Source organism: Ruegeria sp. C9, from assembly GCF_056537585.1.
In genome coordinates, this window is the sequence record NZ_JBQFRU010000004.1 from 240,240 (window position 1) to 259,795 (window position 19,556).

Below are 19,556 nucleotides of genomic sequence, written 5' to 3' on the forward strand. Positions count from 1 at the left end.
ATTCACACCTTTTCGCGAGAGACGCAAAGATCAAACGATCAGGACAGAAAATGAAGAATGCTTTGATGCTTTCCGGGCTTGCTACGGCCCTCTCCAGCCTTCCCGCCATGGCTCAGGAGCTTGAGATTATTGGCAAGCCGGTTGACGGCGGCATGGGGTTCCAGCCTGCTGCCACCAGCCTTGCCGAAGGGATTCAGTCGCTGGACAACATGATTCTGGTGATCATCACCGCGATCTGTGTGTTTGTTGCGGGTCTGCTGGTTTACTGCATCGTACGCTACAACCAGCGCGTAAACCCGAACCCGGCTCGGTTCTCGCATTACACTCCGGTTGAGATTGCATGGACATTGGGCCCGATCCTGATTCTGGTCTTCATCGGAGCGTTCTCGCTGCCGGTTCTGTTCAAACAGCAGGAAATTCCTGAAGGCGATATCACCATCAAAGTCGTGGGGAACCAGTGGTACTGGACCTATGAATATGTCGACCATGACTTTGCCTTCGATAGCTATCTCCTGGGCCACCCGGCCACCCTCGACGAGGGCGCGCGCCCGGCGGATGCCGACGTAACCCCATTTGTTCTGGACGATGCGATGCGGGCGAAGCTGGCCGATGCAGGCTATGGCGAAGACGAATGGCTGCTCGCCACCGACACCGCGGTCGTTGTTCCGGTCGGCAAGATTGTCGTGATGCAGGTTACTGCATCGGACGTGATCCATTCCTGGACCATTCCTTCGTTCGGCGTGAAGCAGGACGGCGTTCCTGGTCGTCTGGCCGAACTGTGGTTCGAAGCAGACAAGGAAGGCGTCTATTTCGGACAGTGTTCTGAGCTGTGCGGTAAAGACCATGCCTATATGCCAATCACTGTCAAAGTGGTCAGCGAAGAGGCATATGAACAGTGGCTGCAGGGTGCGCTTGAAGAATATGCAGGTCAGCCTGCTTCCTACCAAGTGGCCTCGAACTAAGCCCTTTGCGGCCTAGGTAAACACATGCGGGCTGCGCGGAAATCGCGCAGCTTTTGCCCCGAAAAGGACCGGATATGAGCGACGCAAGCTTCAATGCCAGCACCGTCTCTGCGCAGACCCGCGCGGACGAGGCCAGCTTTGGCGATTATTTCGCCCTGCTGAAGCCGCGCGTGATGTCGCTGGTCGTATTCACGGCTTTGGTCGGACTGCTTGCGGCTCCGGTTCCGATACATCCATTTGTTGGCTTTTGCGCCATCCTGTTCATCGCTATTGGTGGCGGTGCATCCGGCGCGCTGAACATGTGGTGGGACGCGGATATCGACCGCGTGATGAAGCGCACCAAAGGCCGTCCAATCCCCTCTGGCAAAGTCGAAGAAGGCGAGGCATTGGCGCTGGGTCTGGCTCTGTCTGGCCTGTCCGTGATTATGCTGGGTTTGGCAACCAACTGGTTTGCAGGGGCGTTTCTGGCCTTCACTATTTTCTTCTATGTTGTCGTCTACACGATGTGGCTGAAACGCTCGACGCCTCAGAACATCGTCATTGGTGGTGCCGCGGGAGCGTTCCCGCCGGTCATCGGATGGGTCGCGGCCACTGGCTCGATGACTCTCGAACCGTGGTTGATGTTTGCCCTGACATTCATGTGGACACCTCCGCATTTCTGGGCGTTGGCCTTGTTCATGCGCTCGGACTATGACGATGCCGGGGTGCCGATGTTGACCGTCACGCACGGCCGCCGTGCAACGCGCTGGCACATTCTGGTCTATACCGCGTTGCTGGCGTTGCTGGCGGTGGGGACTGCGTTCTCGGATATCGGAGGCCCGATTTATCTGGTCGTTGCGCTGGTTCTGAATGGCTTGTTTCTGCGGGGGGCCTGGCAGATTTCTCGTCGAAACGAAGACGATTCGGAGGCCGACAACTTCAAGGTCGAACGCAGTTTCTTCAAACTGTCGCTGCTGTACCTGTTTCTGCATTTCGGCGCGATTCTCGTCGAGGCCCTGTTGAAACCTTACGGATTAGGAGGCTGGTCATGAGCCTGCGCAAAACTCACGAACTTCACCAAAGACGGTTCAGCCGCAATCTGGGCGTCGGCCTGACACTGGCCGCGTTCATCGTGATCATCTTCGGCCTGACAGTCGTCAAGGTCTCGAACACAGATTTTAGTCTGGCGACGCAGCAGGTGCAGAACTGATGAAGTTGACGGGGCCACAGAAAACGGTCGCGCAACTGGTCGGCGTCGTCGTCCTTATGGGCGGTTTGGCATGGGCAGCGGTGCCGTTTTATAATTGGTTCTGCCGGGTCACGGGGTATGGAGGGACCACGGGGGTTGCCGAGAAAGCCCCTGATGACATTCTCGACCAAGTGGTGACGGTCCGATTTGATGCCTCCAAGGCCAAGGGTATGCCGTGGGAATTCAAGCCGGTCGAACGCGAGATGAAAATACGTATCGGTGAGACAGGTCTGGCGTTCTACGAAGCGTACAACCCAACCGACAAGCCCGTCGCAGGGCAGGCGTCCTACAACGTGGCGCCCTATTCCGCCGGGGGGTATTTTCAGAAAATCGCCTGTTTCTGCTTCGATGAACAGGTTTTGGAGCCGGGTGAGCGAGTCGAGATGCCCGTTACGTTCTTCGTCGATCCCGAACTGATCGAAGATCCCGAAGCAAAATATGTGCATACGATCACGCTGTCGTATACATTCTATGAGATTGATCTGCCCGAGGGCTATGCCGCCCTTGACGTGCAGGCTGAGACAAACAAGAACTAACGCCTGTAGGTGAGGGACGCTGATGGCACACGCAAAAGACCATGATTACCACATTCTGAACCCGTCAATCTGGCCACTGATCGGCGCGGTAAGCGGATTTGTGATGCTGTTCGGGGCCGTTCTTTGGATGCACGGGATCACCCCGTGGATCTTCTGGATGGGGCTGGTCGGGGTTCTTTATACCATGTTTGCATGGTGGTCCGAAGTCGTGGTTGAAAGCCGTCAGGGCGATCATACGCCGGTCGTGCGTATCGGCCTGCGCTATGGCTTTATCCTGTTCGTGATGTCCGAGGTGATGTTCTTCTTCGCCTGGTTCTGGTCGTTCTTCAAACATCGCATGTATCCGATGTACGACTATGCCGGTACTGAATACATCCAGCCGGATATCCACGCCGTTGATCCGTTCCACCTGCCACTGATCAACACTTTGGTCCTGTTGCTGTCAGGTTGTGCGATTACTTGGGCCCACCACGCGCTTGTTCATGACAATGACCGCAAGGCGCTGATCAATGGTCTGGCCATTGGTATCGTTCTGGGCATCGCCTTTACTGCGCTTCAGGCGTTTGAATACTATGAGTTACTGGCCCATGAGGGTTGGGAGTTCGGTGGCGATCAGTTCTATTCGAACTTCTTCATGGCAACCGGTTTCCACGGCGCGCATGTGATTATCGGCACCATCTTCCTGTCGGTCTGTCTGATCCGCGCCCTGAAGGGGGACTTTACGCCCGAGAAACACGTCGGTTTCGAGGCTGCCGCTTGGTACTGGCACTTCGTTGACGTCGTCTGGCTGTTCCTGTTTTTCGCCGTCTACATCTGGGGTCAGGCCCCGCTGATGTAACGCCACGCAGGTGATCCAATTGCAAAAGCCGCCCCACGGGGCGGCTTTTTCTCAATCAGGGGCGCAAGATTGCGCCCCATACAATTACATGGTTGCACTTCGGTTCACGTGCCCCTTAACAAGGCGCCGGTTCCCGCAACAAGGTCTGATCCCAATATGCGTCGCATTCTGTTTCTGCTGATCTTCGGCTTTGCCGGTCTGGGCCTGCTGCTGTCGCTGGGCATTTGGCAACTGCAGCGGCTGACCTGGAAACAGGAGGTGCTGGCCGAGATCGAAAGCCGCATCGCTGCCGATCCTGTCGCCTTGCCAGAGCAAGTCTCCGAGGATGTGGACAAATACCTTCCGGTGACGGTCGCAGGCGAGATCGAACCGGGCGAGATCCACGTTTTGGTTTCGGTCAAGCAGGTGGGGCCGGGGTATCGGATCATCCAGTCCTTTACCACCGACGACCGGACTATTCTGGTGGATCGCGGCTTTGTGCCGACCACAGCCAAGCAGGCTGTTCGCCTGACTGGCCCGATGGAAATCACCGGCAACCTGCACTGGCCCGATGAAGTCGATGGCTACACGCCTGACGCAGATATTGGCGGCAACATCTGGTTCGCCCGTGATGTGCCCAATCTGGCCGCCGCGCTGGGGGCTGAGCCGGTGTTGCTAATTGCCCGCTCGGAAACCGATCCGAATGTAACGCCAATGCCGGTGGATACGGCGGGCATCCCCAACGATCATTTGCAATATGCAATCATCTGGTTTGGTCTTGCTCTGGTCTGGGCCGCAATGACCGGATACTTCCTGTGGCGCAGCCGTGCCAATTCCGAAAGTGACGCGACATGAATTACATCTCGACCCGCGGGCAGGCGCCCGAACTGACCTTTGAAGAGGCGATGCTGACCGGACTGGCCCGTGATGGTGGTCTGTACTTGCCCGCTGAAATTCCGGTGATGTCGCAGGACGAAATTGCTGCGTTGGCTGGCCTGTCCTATGAAGAAATCGCATTCCGCGTGATGTGGCCTTATGTGAGCGGCTCGTTCTCTGATGATGAGTTCAAAAAGATCATAGCGCGCGCTTATGAGGGCTTCGGCCATGACGCCCGCGCGCCCTTGAAGCAGCTGAACGAGAACCATTTTCTGCTGGAGCTGTTTCACGGCCCCACGCTGGCCTTCAAAGATTTCGCCATGCAGCTAATCGGCCAGCTGTTCCAGGTCGCGCTCAAACGGCGCGAAGATCGCGTGACCATTGTCGGCGCGACGAGCGGGGACACCGGTTCTGCCGCCATCGAGGCGTTCCGTGGGCTGGACGCGGTGGATGTGTTCATCCTGTTCCCACATGGCCGTGTTTCAGAAGTGCAGCGCCGTCAGATGACTACGCCAGCAGACAGTAATGTGCACGCTTTGGCGGTAGACGGCGATTTCGATGACTGTCAGGCCGCGCTCAAAGACATGTTCAACGACTTTGATTTCCGCGACGGTGTAAAACTTGCAGGCGTCAATTCGATCAACTTCGCCCGCGTGTTGGCACAGATCGTTTACTATTTCTCCGCCGCCGTCAGCCTCGGCGCGCCACATCGCAAGGTCAGCTATACCGTGCCGACAGGGAATTTCGGCGATATCTTCGCAGGCTATCTGGCCAAACGCATGGGGCTGCCCATCGATCGTCTGGTGGTGGCGACCAACCAGAACGACATCCTGCACCGTTGCCTCTCAGGCGAGGGGTATTTCAAGGGTGACACGATCCCTTCGATCAGCCCGTCGATGGATATCCAGGTCAGCTCGAACTTTGAACGTGCACTTTACTACGCCTATGGCGAAGATGCCGGCGCAGTCGCTCAGTTGATGGATGAACTCAAGAGCGGAGGCTTCAATGTCAGCCAAGGCGCGATGGAGGCTCTGCGAGAAAGCTTTGACTCGGGCCGCGTTTCTGAGGACGAGACGCTTGAGACGATCAGGCGCACGATGGTCCACAGCGCCGAGTTGGTTTGTCCGCACACCGCCGTTGGGATCAAAGTGGCTGAAGACCACCGCGCTGCCGATGTGCCCATGATCACGCTCGCAACCGCGCATCCCGCGAAGTTCCCGGCGGCGGTCGAAAAGGCAAGCGGCGAACATCCGCCTCTTCCATCCCGCATGTCTGATCTGTATGAACGACCGGAACGGGTGACCCGCGTTGCGAACGATCTGGGTGCCCTTGAGGATCATATCAGAAGGCATATTGCTGAGTGACAGTCAGACAGGACCAACTGAAGAACGGATTTCGTGTCGTCAGTGAACATATGCCGGGGCTGCAATCTGCGGCCATCGGCATCTGGGTAACCGCCGGTGGGCGGCACGAGCGGATCGAGCAGAACGGTATCGCGCATTTCCTTGAGCATATGGCGTTCAAGGGAACCCAGCGGCGTTCTGCGCTGCAAATCGCCGAAGCGATCGAGGATGTGGGCGGGTACATCAACGCCTATACTTCGCGCGAAGTTACGGCCTATTATGCACGCGTACTGAAGGACGATGTGGCGCTGGCCATGGATGTCATCGGCGACATCGTCCTGAACCCGGTGTTCGACCCGCGCGAGATCGAGGTCGAGCGCGGCGTGATCCTGCAGGAGATCGGTCAGGCCTATGACACACCTGACGATGTGATCTTTGACTGGCTGCAAGAGCAGAGCTATCACGACCAACCCCTTGGCCGCACCATTCTGGGCCCGACCGAGCGCGTCAGTGCGTTTTCCCGCGAGGACTTGTCGGGTTTCGTGGCCGAACACTACGGGCCGGAACAGATGATCCTGTCTGCAGCTGGAGCTGTGGACCACGATGCGCTGATGAAACTGGCCGAAGAGATGTTCGGCCACCTGCAGCCGAGCAAGGGCCTTGTCCCCGAGGCAGGCCGCTTCACCGGCGGTGAGGCACGGCAGGAGAAAGAGCTGGAACAGGCCCATTTTGCGCTGGCGCTGGAAAGTCCGGGCTATCGCGATGATGCGATCTATACGGCCCAGATTTACTCGACCGCTCTGGGTGGCGGCATGTCCTCGCGCCTGTTTCAGGAAGTACGCGAAACGCGGGGGCTATGCTATACGATCTTCGCACAGACCGGGGCCTATGCGGATACCGGTACCACGACGATCTATGCCGGGACATCTGCGGATCAGGTCGCTGAATTGGCCACCATCACCATCGATGAAATGAAGCGCGCAGCCGAAGACATGAGCGCTGAAGAGGTTGCCCGCGCCCGCGCGCAGATGAAGGCCGGGATGCTGATGGGGCTGGAAAGCCCGTCGAACCGGGCCGAACGACTGGCGCGTCTGGTGCAGATTTGGGGGCGGGTGCCCTCGCTTGACGATACCGTGGCCAAAATCGATGCGGTCAGCACCGAGGATGTGCGCGCCTTTGCCGAAAGTATGGCGGTACAGGCCCCGGCCGCGCTGGCGCTTTATGGTCCGGTCTCGGGTGCACCGACACTGGCGGAATTGCAGGAGAGGCGTGCGGCGTGATGCTGTTGGGCAGACGCAAGCTGAAACTCGAAACCGAGCGCCTGAGCCTGCGCCCGCCGGTCCATTCTGATTTCAATGACTGGGCGGCCCTGCGTCGAGCCTCGAAAGAGTATCTGACCCCATGGGAGCCGGTCTGGGCCAAGGATCACCTGAGCCGCAAATCGTTCACCAACCGGGTCTACTGGGCGCAGCGCTCGGTCGCGGGCGGGACGGCGATTCCGCTGTTTTTGTTCCGCCGCACGGATAACGTTCTGCTGGGGGCCATCACGCTGGACAATGTTCGCCGTGGTCCTGCGCAGGCCGGAACGCTGGGCTATTGGACCGGGCAGTCCTTTGCCCGCCAGGGGTTCATGCGCGAAGCGATTGGCGCGGTGGTTCATCACGCCTTTACCCGTCTGGACCTTAGCCGGATCGAGGCCGCGTGTTTGCCGGAAAACAAGGCCTCGCGCGGGTTGCTGGAAAGCTCGGGGTTCAAATATGAAGGTGTGGCGCAGTCCTATCTGCAGATCAACGGGCGGTGGCGGACGCATGTTCTGTATGCCTCTTTGCGGTCGGATCGGCGCGGGAAGACCGACGCAGGGTAGGGGGCTCTGCCGCCGCCGCGGCAGGCCGCGACTCCCCCGAGATATTTTTGGCCAGATGAACAAGGGATTTTGCGCAAAACCCAGACGTCGGTTCCGCGTGGCGGGGGTGAGCACGATCAAAGTGCATGACATGGCAGCAGGTTGCGCTACAGTTGGCAGATGCGGTGGTTCGTTTTTGGGCTGATGATGATTGCAGGCGGGGCTGTGGCGCAGGAGCGGCGGCCCAGTCACTGTATCGCCATTGCGGATGCAGCGCCGGGGATTGAATATCTTCACAAAGCGGCTTGGCAGGATCCCGTGCCAGAGTTTTCGGTTCGGATCAGCTATGTCGCGCATGCATCGTTTCTGATCCAGACGCAGGGCGGGCTGAACGCGGTGACGGATTTCACCGGCTTTATCGGCGGCGCGGCGCTGATTCCAGACGTGGTGACGATGAACCATGCGCACAGCACCCACTGGACTGCGTATCCCGATCCGGCCATCCCGTACGTCCTGCCGGGCTGGGGTGAGTTCGGGCAGGGCATTGAGCACCATCTCGATCTGGGTGAGATGCTGGTGCGCAATGTGTCGACCGATATCCGATCGGTATATGGTGGCGTTGAAGAGCGTGGAAACTCGATCTTTGTGTTTGAGGTCGAGGGGTTGTGCATCGGCCATCTGGGGCATTTGCATCATATTCCGTCGGACGAACAATTCGCGGCACTGGGCCGGCTGGATGTGGTTATGGCGGCGGTGGACGGGGGCACGACGATGCCCTTGCCCGAGATGGTTGAGGTTCTGAAGCGCCTCAAAAGTTCGGTCATTATCCCGATGCACTGGTTCTCGGACTTTTCGCTCCAGCGGTTTTTGGTGGATATTCGGGATGAATTCCCGGTTGAACGGGATGGGGTGTCCGAGATTGTCGTCTCGTTGCGCACGCTGCCCGACAGGCCGACGGTTGTGGTGCTGGAGCCTCAGTACCTGATAGAGCTGGAATAGGGCTTGTCGCGGCCCGTGGCCTTTGGCAGGGAAGAGCCATGAAACTGAACCCTGCAGACAGCCGCCTTGCCGAAGCAATCAGAGCCCGATTGGGTGCTGACGTTTTGCGCCCGATTGCAGATCGTTACCTTGAAGAGCCGCGTCAGCGGTTTGTCGGGCAGCCCGGTTTGCTTGCCTTGCCACGCACTGTGGAAGATGTGTCGGCTCTGGTGCAATTGGCCGCAGACGCTCGGGTGCCTGTTGTCCCTTATGGCGGCGGCACCGGTCTGGTAGGAGGGCAGGTTGTTCCGGATGGTCCTGTCCCTTTGATCGTTTCCCTGGAACGGATGACGGCGATACGCGCGACTTACCCCACCGAGAACATACTTGTGGCCGAGGCCGGTGCCATTCTGGCCGACGTTCAGACCGCCGCTGAAGACGCGGACCGTCTATTTCCCCTGTCGCTGGCTGCGCAGGGTTCTTGCCGGATTGGCGGCAATCTGGCCACCAATGCGGGTGGCGTGAATGTGCTGCGCTATGGCAATGCACGCGATCTGTGCCTGGGGCTTGAGGTGGTGCTGCCTAATGGTGAGATCTGGCACGGGCTTAGTCGGTTGCGTAAGGACAACACCGGTTATGACCTGCGCAACCTGATGATCGGGTCCGAAGGGACACTTGGCATCATCACGGCGGCGGCGTTGAAGCTGTTCCCGCGACCCAGGGGCGTTGGAACCGCAATGTTTCAGGTCTCCTCACCCGAGGCTGCCATTGATCTGTTGTCAGTGGCGCGGGATCAAGTGGGGGAAGCGGTCAGTACGTTTGAGTTGATCCATGGGCAGGGCCTCGAATTCCTGACCGAGGTTTTGCCCGACGTGCGGCAACCCTTTGCGGCAACACCGGAATGGAGTGTGTTGATCGAGCTGGGCTTGTCGGTCGGCCAAGACCCTTCGGACATGCTTGAGGCGATTTATGTCGCCGCTGATGAGCGCGATCTGGTCCGCGATGCGGTTATCGCGCAGAGCGAAGCACAGCGGTCCGAACTCTGGGCCGTGCGCGAGCGCATCCCCGAGGCCAACCGGCTGATCGGATCAGTTTCCAGCCATGATATCTCGGTCCCGATTTCCCGCATTCCAGAGTTCATTAGGCGCGGCGCGGATGTGGTGGCCGGGCAGGGGCCGTTTCGCGTGAACTGCTTTGGACATCTGGGCGACGGTAATCTGCATTATAACGTGTTTCCACCCGCCGGGCAGGACAAGTCAGAGTTTGTTGCGCAGCGGGGCGCGGTCAAACGCGCGGTACATGATCTGGTTCATGAATTTGGTGGATCGGTCAGTGCCGAACACGGTGTCGGTCGGCTCAAGACAGATGATCTGGAACGCTATGGCGATCCAGTCAAGATGCAGGCCATGAGGGCGATCAAAGCAGCGCTTGATCCTCAAGGGATTATGAACCCCGGGGCGGTTCTGGCCTAATAGACGCGCCCCGGACGTATACCGGGGCGCTGCGGTTCTTTACGAAGCGGGCAGAATGACCTTGTCGATCACATGGATCACGCCGTTCTCGGCTTCGATATCGGCTTGCACAACGTTGGCATCATTCACCATGACGCCATTGTCGAGATCGATGGTGATATCTCCGCCCTGCACGGTGGCGGCGGTCATGTCATCGGACAGATCACCCGACATCACTTTGCCCGGGACAACGTGATAGGTCAGCACTGCGACCAACTGGTCCTTGTTTTCGGGCTTCAGAAGATTTTCGACCGTGCCCTCGGGCAGCGCTGCAAAAGCCTCATCCGTTGGGGCGAAAACGGTGAACGGCCCTTCGCCTTTCAGCGTTTCAACCAGTTCGGCGGCCTGAACGGCAGCGACGAGCGTTTCAAAACTGCCCGCGCCCACCGCAGTATCGACGATATCCTTGGCGTGCCCATCTGCCAAAGCAGAGGTGGTCAACAGAAAACTGGCAACTCCAGCAACAGCGAATTTGCGCAACATGACATGATTTCCCTTGTTGAGAATGCCTTAGGTGGCATCATTCGGGGTACGCAGTCAGGTCGCGACAAGATCACAGAATCCAGAGGCAACTGCTTCTTGAATGTGACCCCAATCGCGCTAAGCCTGCGGCGCACGCGATTTCCAGTCACGAGTTTGTGAAGTTTGTGGAGTTCAGAGCCCTTCGAACTCGCACAGAACGTGTACGTCCATGCCCAAATCTTCCAGCGCTTTGCGACCACCCAATTCGGGCAGATCGATGATGAACGCGCATGAGATGATCTCGCCGCCCAGCCGTTCGATCAGCTTGATCCCCGCGGCGGCGGTGCCTCCGGTAGCCAGAAGATCATCAACGACCAGGATCTTCTCACCCGGCTGGATGGCGTCATCGTGAATTTCGACGATCGCCTCGCCATATTCCAGCTTGTAGTCCTGGCTGATCGTGGTGCCGGGCAGTTTGCCCTTTTTGCGGATCGGCACGAATCCAACGCTCAGCTGGTGGGCAATCGCACCGCCCAGAATAAAGCCGCGCGCTTCAAGGCCCACAACCTTGTCGATTCGCTCACCGGCGTAAGGGTGCAACATCTGGTCGATTGCCATGCGGAACCCGCGCGGGTCGGCAAACAGGGTGGTGACATCGCGGAACATGATCCCTTCATGCGGGAAATCGACGATGGTCCGAATGTAATCCTTGACCGTTTTGTTTCTGGACATGGGCCACCCCTTTGGCATCAAACACGCGCGGGGTATTTCGCCCATAAGGTGCGGTCATGCAAGAGAACTCTGGCCCCTGCGGCTACTTGCTGCGGCCGCGCATGGCGTTAGGCAGGCCGTAGTAGCGATACAGCGCGTTCGGAAGCCAGGATAGGTGCGGCTTGCGCCAGTTGCGTTGATCCCGAAGAAGAATGGCTTGCGCGACATGAAGGTTCATTGCTTTAATCTCACTTTTGCTGTTATGTGCCCGATATCTACATATTATATGCTGTGTATATACAATGCATCGCACTTAGAATCAAGGGCAGGACGGGGACTGGACGTGTGACCAAGAAAGATGGAAAGAAATCTACGAAGAAAAACAGTCAGTTGGTTTTGCGTCTCGACAAGGATGAGCGCGATGCATTCGTCGAGCTGTGCAGGGATCTGGACACCTCTGCCGCCCGCGAAATCCGCCGGTTTATCCGGGGGTTCATGAAGGAAAACGCTGAAAACTGAAATCACGCCGGGCGGCGCAGAACCGCTGTGGCGATGCCCATTCCGATCAGGGTCAACCCTCCGAACCGGGTCATGGTCGTGATGACATTCGCGCGTCCGATCATCCGGCGTAACTTGTCCGCCAGCAGCGCATAGGCCAGCGCGTTCAGCCCCGCGAGACCCACAAATGTTGCGATCAGGATCGCGAATTGCGGACCCAAAGGCTCGGCTGGACGCAAGAATTGCGGTACGAAAGCGATGAAGAAGGCAATGGACTTCGGGTTCAGCGCGGTGACTGCAGCGGCATGGCCAAAAACACTGCGGGCGGTCACGTCACGTTCGGTTTCAATTGCTTGCAGCCCGCCCGACGGCGCGCTGCGCAGGAGTTTGACACCCAGCCAGACCAGATAGGCTGCCCCAACCCATTTCAGCACGGTAAACAGTGTGGCAGAGGCCAGCACCAGCGCCCCCAGCCCCAGCAGCGACGCGGTCATCGCCACCAAATCCCCCAATGCGACCCCAGTGGCCGAGGCAACCGCCACACTGCGTCCTTTCGACAGCGCATAGCTAAGCACCAGCAACACGGTCGGGCCTGGGATCAGCAGCAGCGCGGTCGAAGCGGCCACAAAGGCCAGCCAGATTTCAATGGACATGGAGTATCCTATTAGAGTGTTTCCCACACCAAGCCTTGGCACGACGTATTGGTCAAGGCTTTGCGGGCACATTCTCGTGGTGAAACACCGGCTCCAACGGGTTGGCGTTCGGATTTGCGAAGCCGGGGTCGCCTAAATACCGAGGACATGGGGCAGGGAATTCAGGCGTGCAATGCGATCTGGGATTGCCGCAACAGGTTTAAGATTGGATGAAGCTTGGCTTATGCATCTTGAAACGCCTCCAATGTACCCCACTCTCGCAATGCGACCCAAAGGAGGGAGCCATGGTTCAAACCCAACACGCTGAGGCCGATACCGGCCGCGCCAGATCCGGTGTCGAGCGCCTCAAAAGCATCTTGGTAGGACTGCTGTTGGCCGCGGCGATCTTGTATGCGGGCGTCCTCGGATACATGTTTTTCAACCAGCAATCTCTGCTGTACAAACCCGAAGGTACGTTAACGGATCCGGCTTCGGTGGGGTTGGCGGATGTTGATGCGCTATCGCTGACAATGGCTGATGGTACTGCCCTGACGGTCTGGGCAGCACCCGCTGCAATCCCGGATGCACCGACCGTCCTATTCTTCCACGGCCAAAGCGGCAATCTGGGGGACCGTGCTGAACGGCTGCTCGAAATCCTCAACTCGGGCTACGGGCTGCTTGCCCCCAGCTATCGCGGCTTTCCGGGCAGCGAAGGCGAACCCTCAGAACTGGCGCTGATCTCTGATGGAGTTCAGCTCTATGACAGGCTGGCGGGTCAGGGCAAAGCTGTGGTGCTGCACGGTCAGAGCCTCGGCACCGGCATTGCCGCCGCTGTGGCTGCCGAGCGTCCCGATGCAGAACTTCTGGTGCTTGAGGCCCCGTTCACTGCAACCGTTGATGTCGCGGCGGAACGCTATCCTTTCCTGCCGGTCTCAGCCTTGATGAGGGATCAGTTCGCCACACGTGATCTTATCGAACAGATCTCGGTGCCGACGTTGATTTTTCACGGCACCGAGGATGAAACTATTCCACTGCATCACGGAAAAGCTCTGGCCGAGATGTCCGATACCGCGCAGATTTACGTGATCCCCGACGGCACCCACAACGATTTGTGGTCGCGTGGCCTATGGGACGAGGTGCAAAAGAAACTGTCGCAGTACTGAGTTTATAACACCCGCCCAGCCACAGCATCCAGCTTGGCCAACAATTCCGGATCGCGCTTTTCAGGCGCGGTCAGGATGGCATACTCCAGCGCCCGGTCGCAGCCATGCGGGCAGGGCGCACGGTCGGTCCCCAGCATAGCGGGCAGACCTTTGACCAATGCCCGGCCTTTTTCCGCATTGCCGGTCAGCGTGGCGATGATGGCGGCCACGTCGACTTCACCGTGATCAGGGTGCCAGCTGTCATAGTCGGTGACCATGGCAATTGAGGCATAACAAAGCTCGGCCTCGCGTGCGAGTTTCGCTTCGGGCATGTTGGTCATGCCGATCACGTCGCACCCCCATTGTTCGCGATATAATTTGGATTCCGCCAATGACGAGAATTGCGGTCCTTCCATCGCCAGATAGGTTCCACCTCGGTGGATGGTGATGCCAGCCGTCTTGCCAGCAGTCTCGCAAGCGTCCGACAGGCGCGGGCAGGTCGGATGCGCAACACTGACATGGGCGACGCAGCCAGTCCCGAAAAAGCTCTTTTCACGGGCAAATGTTCGATCGATGAACTGATCCACGATCACGAAATCACCCGGCGCCATATGTTCGCGGAACGACCCGCAGGCCGAGACCGAGATCACATCCGTTACGCCAAGCCGTTTCAACGCGTCGATATTGGCGCGATAGGGCACCTCGGTCGGCGAGTGCACATGTCCGCGACCGTGACGCGGCAAGAAGGCCATTTCGACCCCATCCAGCGACCCGGTCAGGATCTGATCCGACGGATCGCCCCATGGCGTTTCTACTGTGACCCACTCGGCATTCTCCAGACCATCGATGTCATAAATGCCCGATCCTCCAATGACGGCGATTTTTGTTTGGGTCACGAGTGCTCTCCATTGAAAATTCCTGCTGTGTGAGTTCTGCGGGCCACAGCACCTTTTGACAAGTGGGTTCAACGGTTTGTGTGCGCTTGGGTCAAGCTATGCGCACGGCGCATATCAGGGTCCCGCCTGGCGCGGTATCTCAAGACCGGTTTGACCGCTAGAAGGCCCCTTTCGCGCGAACAATACCGACCAACAGGACCGATCCATGCCCCGAGCCATGCTGGCAAGCTTTGCCAATCGTATAGCCAAACCCGATTTGCGCTGGGTCCCGGATGAGGGATTGACCTTTTCCCGCCTGCGGATCGAACTGCTGTCCGGTCTCACCGTCGCCTTGGCGCTGGTCCCCGAAGCCGTGGCCTTTGCCTTTGTCGCCGGGGTGCACCCTCTGGTCGGGCTTTACGCGGCGTTTCTGGTCGGTCTGATCACTGCGTTGATCGGTGGTCGCCCCGGCATGATCTCGGGCGCGACCGGGGCGCTTGCGGTTGTCATGGTCGCACTAGTCGCACAACACGGGGTCGAATACCTGTTCGCAACTGTGGTGCTGATGGGAATTATGCAGATTATCGCAGGAGCGATGCATTGGGGCCGGTTCATCCGTCTTGTGCCGCACCCGGTGATGCTGGGCTTTGTGAACGGCCTGGCGATTGTGATCTTTCTGGCGCAGCTGGGGCAATTCAAAGTGCCCGGAACCATGGAAAATACCGGCCACGGCATGGGCGGTGGCGAGTGGCTTTCAGGCCTACAGCTCTACACAATGCTGGGTCTGGTTGCGCTGACCATGGCTGTGATCTGGATCATGCCCCGCATCACCCGCGTCATCCCAGCGCCTCTGGCCGGGATTTTTGTTGTCGCTGCTTTGGTCATTGGCATTGGGCTGGACGTCCCGCGTGTCGGTGATCTGGCTTCGATCGAAGGCGGCCTGCCCAGCTTCCATATACCTATGGTGCCGCTGAACTGGGAGACCTTTGAAATCATCCTGCCCTATGCCCTGATCCTTGCCGCAATCGGTCTGATTGAATCCCTGCTGACGCTGAACCTTGTGGGTGAGATTACCGGCAAGCGCGGTGGTGCCTCGCAGGAATGTATCGCGCAAGGCACAGCGAACGTGGTCACTGGCTTCTTCGGTGGTATGGGCGGTTGTGCGATGATCGGTCAGTCGATGATCAACGTGAAGTCAGGCGGGCGCACGCGTATCGCAGGTATCGCTGCAGCGCTGTTTCTGTTGCTCTTCATCCTAGTGGGTTCGCCTCTGATCGAGCAGATTCCACTGGCCGCACTTGTCGGTGTGATGTTCATGGTGGTGATCGGAACCTTCGCCTGGAATTCGCTGAAGATCATGCGCAAAGTGCCTTTGATGGATGCGTTCGTGATCGTACTGGTGACAGTCGTCACCGTGATGGAAGACCTTGCGGTGGCTGTTGTGGTCGGTGTGATTGTCTCTGCCCTGGCTTATGCATGGAATAACGCCAAACGCATCCACGCGGTTACGCGCGACTCGGAAACGGAAGAAGGGGCGAAGGTCTATGAAATTCAGGGCCCGCTGTTCTTTGGTTCGTCCGAGGGCTTCGTGGAGCTGTTCGACGTAAGAAACGACCCCGAGACCGTCATCATCGACTTTGCAGCCAGCCGTGTGGTGGACCAATCCGCGCTGCAGGCTATCGAAAACATCGCCGCCAAATACGAAGCGGCTGGCAAACGCGTCATGCTGCGGCACCTGAGCCGTGACTGTCATACACTGCTGAACAAGGCCGGCCATCTGATGGTCGACAGCGATGATGACCCGGATTACGAACTGGCTGTGGATTATTCGGTCCGCACCGGTATTCTGGGCGGGCACTGAATACGCGAAAGGGCGGCCGGATTGGCCGCCTTATATCTCAGAAGCAATGCGCTCCAACGCATCGATATTGCCTGAAAGCAAGGCATCTTCGGCCCGAGTGATGGTTTCTGCGGGCCAATCCCACCATCGCAAGTCTTGCAGCCTTTCAATCACATCGCGATCAAAACGATAGCGCCGGACTTTTGCCGGATTGCCGGTAACGACTGCATAGGGTGGAACCTGACCCCGCACGACCGAGCCTGCGCCAACAATCGCGCCATTTCCGATCTGCGCTCCGGGTAAAATCAAAGCTCCGTAACCGATCCAGACATCGTGCCCGATAACGGTATCACGTGTATCAGGCTGGTAGCCTGACATGCGATCCGGATCGAAGATTGGAAATGGAAAGCAGGTCAAGCCATCGGTCGCGTGATTTGCGGAGGCAGTGATAAACCTTACTCCATGAGCGATTTGGCAGAACTTGCCCAGCATCAGCTTTTCTTCTGAAAAGGGAAACAGATACGGTGCAAGCCGCTGCGCCCAGTCCTTCGGTGCATCGAAATCCGACGCATAAGTGTAAGCTCCTGCCTCAAAGCGGGGATGATCGATGGCCTGAGACAGAAACACTGTTCCGTTGTGGCTAGAGCCGTCGGGCAGAACAATCGGATATCTGCGTGTAGGATCAGGCAGTGGCATTAGTCATCCGGGCGTGAAAGGCTGAACAATTCTGTCACCACAGAATAGTCCCGATAACCCAACCGCGCGAGCGGGTTGAATGAGGTCACGTCAAATTTGCCGTCACGGATGTGGTCATCGTGCAGGTGCACACCAGTGACCTCTCCGAACACCACCCGATTGGACTCACCCGGCAGAGTTACGATCTGAGTAAGTTTGCATTCCAGCGCTGCGGGCGCTCCCTCGACCCGAGAGCAATTTATGGTTTCGCATTCAACGGGTGTCAGCCCAGCATGAGTGAACTCGTCGACGTGCTTTCCCAAACCCTCTGAGCTGGCATTCATTGCGTCGCGATGCGCATGGGCCACCACGTTGACGCAGAATACCTTCGTGGCCTCGATATTGGCGATGCTGTCCTTGCCGCCATCCTGATCGTGTTTGGAGCCGGTTGAGGCGAACATCACCTGAGGCGGTGTATAAGCGACACCATTGAAGAAGGAATACGGGGCCAGGTTGTTGATCCCGTCAGCATCGCGCGTCGAAATCCAGCCGATCGGGCGTGGGGTTATGATGGCGTTGAAGGGGTTGTGCGGCAGGCCGTGGCCGTCTTCGGGGCGATAGAACATATGGACTCCAAGCGTTTGCCCAAGGCCTATCGAAGTGCTAGGGCGATTTCCAGCAAGGATAAGAGGGCGCGCGTGCAGCAATTCAAGATCAGGCCGGAAGAGCCGGAAGACTGGTGGGAGGTCGAAGCGCTCTATGACCTGTGCTTTGCTCCGGGGCGCGAGGCGTTATCGTCTTATCGTCTGCGCGATGACGTGCCGCCTGTCGCTGGCCTGTCGCAGGTCGCGCGCGATGGGCAGGGCATTCTGGCTGGTGCAATCCGGTTTTGGCCCGTGCATGTGGGTGAACATGACGCGCTGCTGCTAGGTCCAGTGGCGGTCCACCCGACCCATCAAGGCGAAGGGTTGGGCGGATATCTGATCCATCAGGGGGTAGAGGCCGGGCGCGCCAAAGGGTGGGATCGCGTCATGCTTGTGGGCGATGCGCCCTATTATGCCCGGTTCGGGTTCACCCCGCTGACGGGTGTCGAAATGCCCCCGCCCACCAACCCTGATCGCATACTGGGTTTGGAACTGACCCCCGGAGTTTGGTCCGAAATTCAGGGGCTTGTTAGTCGCTGGACCCGTTGACCCATTGAAAACCCGCTGCAAAGTCCCGATGTTTTCAGGACAGGAGGGCACAGATGCAGGACGTGGTTCTTGTCGAAAAACTCGATCCCGAGGCCGAGCTTGATCGGCTTGCGCAGCTGTACGGTGCGGCAGGTGGCGCAGGAGTGAATCTGCTGAACAAGCTTGGCGGTTCGGCGGAATACTTATTGGATCAGTTACCTAAGCCGGTGCGAGAAGGTCTGACCGAAGCAACCGAACAGGCGCTTTGGCTTGCCATGCATGCGGCCGAAGGCTCTCGGCGCGCTGTGCCGGACCAGAAACCATGGGTCAACACAGCCTTGACTACTGCCATGGGCGCAGCCGGAGGTCTGGGTGGAGTGTCCACAGCACTTGTCGAACTGCCCGCGACAACCGCCATGATGCTGCGCGCGATCCAAGGCGCAGCGATGCGGGAAGGGTTTGATCCGACCGCCGAGAACGTGAAATTCGACTCGATCCGAGTGTTGTCAGCCGCAGGTCCTTTGGCCGAGGATGACGGGGCTGATCTGGGCTTTTTCTCAATGCGCATGACCCTGACCGGACCGACCATGCAACGCCTCATTGCGAAGGTGGCGCCGCGCCTGTCCGTAGTGCTGGGCCAGAAGCTGGCGGCGCAGTCTGTACCGTTGCTTGGGGCGCTTGCCGGGGGCGGTACAAATTTTGTCTATACCCGCTACTACCAGCAGATCGCGCATGTGCATTTTGGGCTGCGTCGATTGGCGATTGATGCCGACATCCCTCATGACGAGCTGGTGCGGCGTTTGTCAGGGCGGATGGCTCTGAACAAGGGGGCTTTCCCGTAAAGCTTGGCAGACTCTGCCGGATATGATAAATATCACTTTATAAACCGCAACATAAGCGGAGTGAGCAGTGGATATGAACCGTGTTTGACGGGCGCAGTAGTGGTGCGATTGCCGGGCTTTCGGCAGAAAACCTCTCCCTTTCCGGGGCGCTGCCTGTTTATGCTCAATCCGCTGCGCTTTGCTATCGAACCAATGATGACCTGCCAGAGATTTTGTTGATCACAACGCGCAGGGCGCGGCGCTGGATCATCCCGAAGGGTTGGTTGATCAACGGGCTGACCCCTTCTGAAACAGCCGTCCGCGAGGCCTGGGAAGAGGCTGGTGTTTTGGGGCAGTGCGGAAGCGAAAGTCTTGGTCGGTTTGCCTATATCAAGAACCGGCCTGGCAAGCCATCGGCGCTGTGTCTGGTTGATGTGTTTCCGCTGCATGTGCAGCGATTGGAGGCGCAGTTTCCCGAAGCGGGTGAGCGCAGGCGCAAATGGGTTTCGCCCAAAAAGGCATCGTTGAAGGTGTCGTCGCCCGATCTTGCTGCGCTTTTGGGTGGATTCGGGTTGCATCGGCAATAGCGGGCCAAGATCAAGACTTGATATTGCCATGTTGGTCGGTATCTATT

The 19,556-nt window shown here is 58.3% G+C and carries 24 protein-coding genes; 17 read left to right on the plus strand and 7 right to left on the minus strand.

Going from position 1 to position 19,556, the window contains the following annotated elements; all coding sequences use genetic code 11:
- Positions 1-50: 50 nt before the first annotated feature.
- From coxB to ACR0NE_RS12355, 11 genes are all read left to right on the plus strand, one after another.
- The gene (coxB, locus tag ACR0NE_RS12305) at positions 51-962 is read left to right on the plus strand and encodes a cytochrome c oxidase subunit II (protein ID WP_170397324.1); all 912 of its coding nucleotides are present in this window, start codon (positions 51-53) and stop codon (positions 960-962) included.
- A 74-nt stretch (positions 963-1,036) separates the two neighbouring features.
- Positions 1,037-1,993 (plus strand): heme o synthase, encoded by a 957-nt coding sequence (cyoE, locus tag ACR0NE_RS12310; RefSeq protein WP_170397322.1) that lies wholly within the window; start codon positions 1,037-1,039, stop codon positions 1,991-1,993.
- Complete coding sequence (locus ACR0NE_RS12315; RefSeq protein WP_170397320.1) at positions 1,990-2,151, plus strand: hypothetical protein; 162 nt, start codon at positions 1,990-1,992, stop codon at positions 2,149-2,151. The genes cyoE and ACR0NE_RS12315 overlap by 4 nt, the downstream gene beginning before the upstream one ends.
- Positions 2,151-2,726, plus strand: a complete 576-nt coding sequence (locus ACR0NE_RS12320) for a cytochrome c oxidase assembly protein (RefSeq protein WP_170397318.1) — start codon at positions 2,151-2,153, stop codon at positions 2,724-2,726. The genes ACR0NE_RS12315 and ACR0NE_RS12320 overlap by 1 nt, the downstream gene beginning before the upstream one ends.
- A 22-nt stretch (positions 2,727-2,748) precedes the next feature.
- Positions 2,749-3,564, plus strand: coding sequence for a cytochrome c oxidase subunit 3 (locus ACR0NE_RS12325; RefSeq protein ID WP_170397316.1), 816 nt, complete (start codon positions 2,749-2,751; stop codon positions 3,562-3,564).
- 156 nt (positions 3,565-3,720) lie between these two features.
- Positions 3,721-4,398 carry an SURF1 family protein gene (locus ACR0NE_RS12330; protein ID WP_170397314.1) on the plus strand — a complete coding sequence of 226 codons (678 nt, stop codon included), beginning with the start codon at positions 3,721-3,723 and terminating at the stop codon, positions 4,396-4,398.
- Positions 4,395-5,783, plus strand: coding sequence for a threonine synthase (thrC, locus tag ACR0NE_RS12335; protein WP_170596992.1), 1,389 nt, complete (start codon positions 4,395-4,397; stop codon positions 5,781-5,783). The genes ACR0NE_RS12330 and thrC overlap by 4 nt, the downstream gene beginning before the upstream one ends.
- Entirely contained in the window at positions 5,780-7,042 is a 1,263-nt protein-coding gene (locus ACR0NE_RS12340; RefSeq protein ID WP_170596993.1) for a M16 family metallopeptidase, read from the plus strand. The genes thrC and ACR0NE_RS12340 overlap by 4 nt, the downstream gene beginning before the upstream one ends.
- Positions 7,042-7,626, plus strand: coding sequence for a GNAT family N-acetyltransferase (locus tag ACR0NE_RS12345; protein WP_170596994.1), 585 nt, complete (start codon positions 7,042-7,044; stop codon positions 7,624-7,626). The genes ACR0NE_RS12340 and ACR0NE_RS12345 overlap by 1 nt, the downstream gene beginning before the upstream one ends.
- A gap of 159 nt (positions 7,627-7,785) precedes the next feature.
- A complete protein-coding gene (locus ACR0NE_RS12350) occupies positions 7,786-8,604 on the plus strand; it encodes an MBL fold metallo-hydrolase (RefSeq protein ID WP_480459689.1) in 819 nt (272 codons plus the stop codon).
- Positions 8,605-8,642: 38 nt separating this feature from the next.
- The gene (locus ACR0NE_RS12355) at positions 8,643-10,055 is read left to right on the plus strand and encodes an FAD-binding oxidoreductase (protein ID WP_170596995.1); all 1,413 of its coding nucleotides are present in this window, start codon (positions 8,643-8,645) and stop codon (positions 10,053-10,055) included.
- Between the two features lie 39 nt (positions 10,056-10,094).
- On the opposite strand, the gene ACR0NE_RS12360 is transcribed toward ACR0NE_RS12355, so the two are convergent.
- The 3 genes from ACR0NE_RS12360 to ACR0NE_RS12370 form a co-directional block, all read right to left on the minus strand.
- The gene (locus ACR0NE_RS12360) at positions 10,095-10,577 is read right to left on the minus strand and encodes a fasciclin domain-containing protein (protein ID WP_170397302.1); all 483 of its coding nucleotides are present in this window, start codon (positions 10,575-10,577) and stop codon (positions 10,095-10,097) included.
- 171 nt (positions 10,578-10,748) lie between these two features.
- Positions 10,749-11,288 (minus strand): adenine phosphoribosyltransferase, encoded by a 540-nt coding sequence (locus tag ACR0NE_RS12365; protein ID WP_010441681.1) that lies wholly within the window; start codon positions 11,286-11,288, stop codon positions 10,749-10,751.
- Positions 11,289-11,370: 82 nt separating this feature from the next.
- Positions 11,371-11,505, minus strand: coding sequence for a hypothetical protein (locus tag ACR0NE_RS12370; RefSeq protein WP_255612018.1), 135 nt, complete (start codon positions 11,503-11,505; stop codon positions 11,371-11,373).
- Between the two features lie 107 nt (positions 11,506-11,612).
- On the opposite strand from ACR0NE_RS12370, the gene ACR0NE_RS12375 reads away from it, so the two are divergent.
- On the plus strand, positions 11,613-11,786 hold the full coding sequence (locus ACR0NE_RS12375) for a hypothetical protein (RefSeq protein WP_170397300.1): 174 nt from the start codon (positions 11,613-11,615) through the stop codon (positions 11,784-11,786).
- A 2-nt stretch (positions 11,787-11,788) separates the two neighbouring features.
- On the opposite strand, the gene ACR0NE_RS12380 is transcribed toward ACR0NE_RS12375, so the two are convergent.
- Positions 11,789-12,418, minus strand: coding sequence for a LysE family translocator (locus tag ACR0NE_RS12380; RefSeq protein ID WP_170397298.1), 630 nt, complete (start codon positions 12,416-12,418; stop codon positions 11,789-11,791).
- Between the two features lie 284 nt (positions 12,419-12,702).
- Between ACR0NE_RS12380 and ACR0NE_RS12385 the strand changes: the two genes are divergently transcribed.
- The gene (locus tag ACR0NE_RS12385; RefSeq protein WP_170596996.1) at positions 12,703-13,560 is read left to right on the plus strand and encodes an alpha/beta hydrolase; all 858 of its coding nucleotides are present in this window, start codon (positions 12,703-12,705) and stop codon (positions 13,558-13,560) included.
- A gap of 2 nt (positions 13,561-13,562) precedes the next feature.
- Here ACR0NE_RS12385 and ACR0NE_RS12390 read toward each other — a convergent pair whose 3' ends face one another.
- A complete protein-coding gene (locus ACR0NE_RS12390) occupies positions 13,563-14,435 on the minus strand; it encodes an S-methyl-5'-thioadenosine phosphorylase (protein ID WP_170511367.1) in 873 nt (290 codons plus the stop codon).
- A gap of 205 nt (positions 14,436-14,640) precedes the next feature.
- On the opposite strand from ACR0NE_RS12390, the gene ACR0NE_RS12395 reads away from it, so the two are divergent.
- Entirely contained in the window at positions 14,641-16,275 is a 1,635-nt protein-coding gene (locus tag ACR0NE_RS12395) for a SulP family inorganic anion transporter (RefSeq protein ID WP_170404268.1), read from the plus strand.
- Between the two features lie 30 nt (positions 16,276-16,305).
- On the opposite strand, the gene ACR0NE_RS12400 is transcribed toward ACR0NE_RS12395, so the two are convergent.
- Positions 16,306-16,950, minus strand: a complete 645-nt coding sequence (locus ACR0NE_RS12400; RefSeq protein WP_170397291.1) for a CatB-related O-acetyltransferase — start codon at positions 16,948-16,950, stop codon at positions 16,306-16,308.
- Complete coding sequence (locus tag ACR0NE_RS12405; protein ID WP_170397289.1) at positions 16,950-17,555, minus strand: flavin reductase family protein; 606 nt, start codon at positions 17,553-17,555, stop codon at positions 16,950-16,952. Before ACR0NE_RS12405 ends, ACR0NE_RS12400 begins: the two co-directional genes overlap by 1 nt.
- 72 nt (positions 17,556-17,627) lie before the next feature.
- On the opposite strand from ACR0NE_RS12405, the gene ACR0NE_RS12410 reads away from it, so the two are divergent.
- The 3 genes from ACR0NE_RS12410 (at position 17,628) to ACR0NE_RS12420 (ending at position 19,509) form a co-directional block, all read left to right on the plus strand.
- Positions 17,628-18,122, plus strand: a complete 495-nt coding sequence (locus ACR0NE_RS12410; protein ID WP_170397287.1) for a GNAT family N-acetyltransferase — start codon at positions 17,628-17,630, stop codon at positions 18,120-18,122.
- A 53-nt stretch (positions 18,123-18,175) separates the two neighbouring features.
- The gene (locus tag ACR0NE_RS12415) at positions 18,176-18,943 is read left to right on the plus strand and encodes an EcsC family protein (protein WP_170596997.1); all 768 of its coding nucleotides are present in this window, start codon (positions 18,176-18,178) and stop codon (positions 18,941-18,943) included.
- Between the two features lie 80 nt (positions 18,944-19,023).
- Positions 19,024-19,509, plus strand: coding sequence for an NUDIX hydrolase (locus ACR0NE_RS12420; RefSeq protein ID WP_170596998.1), 486 nt, complete (start codon positions 19,024-19,026; stop codon positions 19,507-19,509).
- Positions 19,510-19,556: the final 47 nt, after the last annotated feature.

What these genes read in the sequence shown, in the direction of transcription:
- ACR0NE_RS12395 (WP_170404268.1), top strand. Translation starts at nt 14,641, where the DNA reads ATGCCCCGAGCCATGCTGGCAAGCTTTGCCAATCGTATAGCCAAACCC.
- ACR0NE_RS12415 (WP_170596997.1), top strand. Translation starts at nt 18,176, where the DNA reads ATGCAGGACGTGGTTCTTGTCGAAAAACTCGATCCCGAGGCCGAGCTT.
- ACR0NE_RS12400 (WP_170397291.1), bottom strand. Translation starts at nt 16,950, where the DNA reads ATGCCACTGCCTGATCCTACACGCAGATATCCGATTGTTCTGCCCGAC.
- ACR0NE_RS12385 (WP_170596996.1), top strand. Translation starts at nt 12,703, where the DNA reads ATGGTTCAAACCCAACACGCTGAGGCCGATACCGGCCGCGCCAGATCC.
- coxB (WP_170397324.1), top strand. Translation starts at nt 51, where the DNA reads ATGAAGAATGCTTTGATGCTTTCCGGGCTTGCTACGGCCCTCTCCAGC.
- ACR0NE_RS12355 (WP_170596995.1), top strand. Translation starts at nt 8,643, where the DNA reads ATGAAACTGAACCCTGCAGACAGCCGCCTTGCCGAAGCAATCAGAGCC.
- ACR0NE_RS12325 (WP_170397316.1), top strand. Translation starts at nt 2,749, where the DNA reads ATGGCACACGCAAAAGACCATGATTACCACATTCTGAACCCGTCAATC.
- thrC (WP_170596992.1), top strand. Translation starts at nt 4,395, where the DNA reads ATGAATTACATCTCGACCCGCGGGCAGGCGCCCGAACTGACCTTTGAA.
- ACR0NE_RS12360 (WP_170397302.1), bottom strand. Translation starts at nt 10,577, where the DNA reads ATGTTGCGCAAATTCGCTGTTGCTGGAGTTGCCAGTTTTCTGTTGACC.
- ACR0NE_RS12315 (WP_170397320.1), top strand. Translation starts at nt 1,990, where the DNA reads ATGAGCCTGCGCAAAACTCACGAACTTCACCAAAGACGGTTCAGCCGC.
- cyoE (WP_170397322.1), top strand. Translation starts at nt 1,037, where the DNA reads ATGAGCGACGCAAGCTTCAATGCCAGCACCGTCTCTGCGCAGACCCGC.
- ACR0NE_RS12320 (WP_170397318.1), top strand. Translation starts at nt 2,151, where the DNA reads ATGAAGTTGACGGGGCCACAGAAAACGGTCGCGCAACTGGTCGGCGTC.
- ACR0NE_RS12365 (WP_010441681.1), bottom strand. Translation starts at nt 11,288, where the DNA reads ATGTCCAGAAACAAAACGGTCAAGGATTACATTCGGACCATCGTCGAT.
- ACR0NE_RS12345 (WP_170596994.1), top strand. Translation starts at nt 7,042, where the DNA reads ATGCTGTTGGGCAGACGCAAGCTGAAACTCGAAACCGAGCGCCTGAGC.
- ACR0NE_RS12405 (WP_170397289.1), bottom strand. Translation starts at nt 17,555, where the DNA reads ATGTTCTATCGCCCCGAAGACGGCCACGGCCTGCCGCACAACCCCTTC.
- ACR0NE_RS12380 (WP_170397298.1), bottom strand. Translation starts at nt 12,418, where the DNA reads ATGTCCATTGAAATCTGGCTGGCCTTTGTGGCCGCTTCGACCGCGCTG.
- ACR0NE_RS12350 (WP_480459689.1), top strand. Translation starts at nt 7,786, where the DNA reads ATGCGGTGGTTCGTTTTTGGGCTGATGATGATTGCAGGCGGGGCTGTG.
- ACR0NE_RS12330 (WP_170397314.1), top strand. Translation starts at nt 3,721, where the DNA reads ATGCGTCGCATTCTGTTTCTGCTGATCTTCGGCTTTGCCGGTCTGGGC.
- ACR0NE_RS12370 (WP_255612018.1), bottom strand. Translation starts at nt 11,505, where the DNA reads ATGAACCTTCATGTCGCGCAAGCCATTCTTCTTCGGGATCAACGCAAC.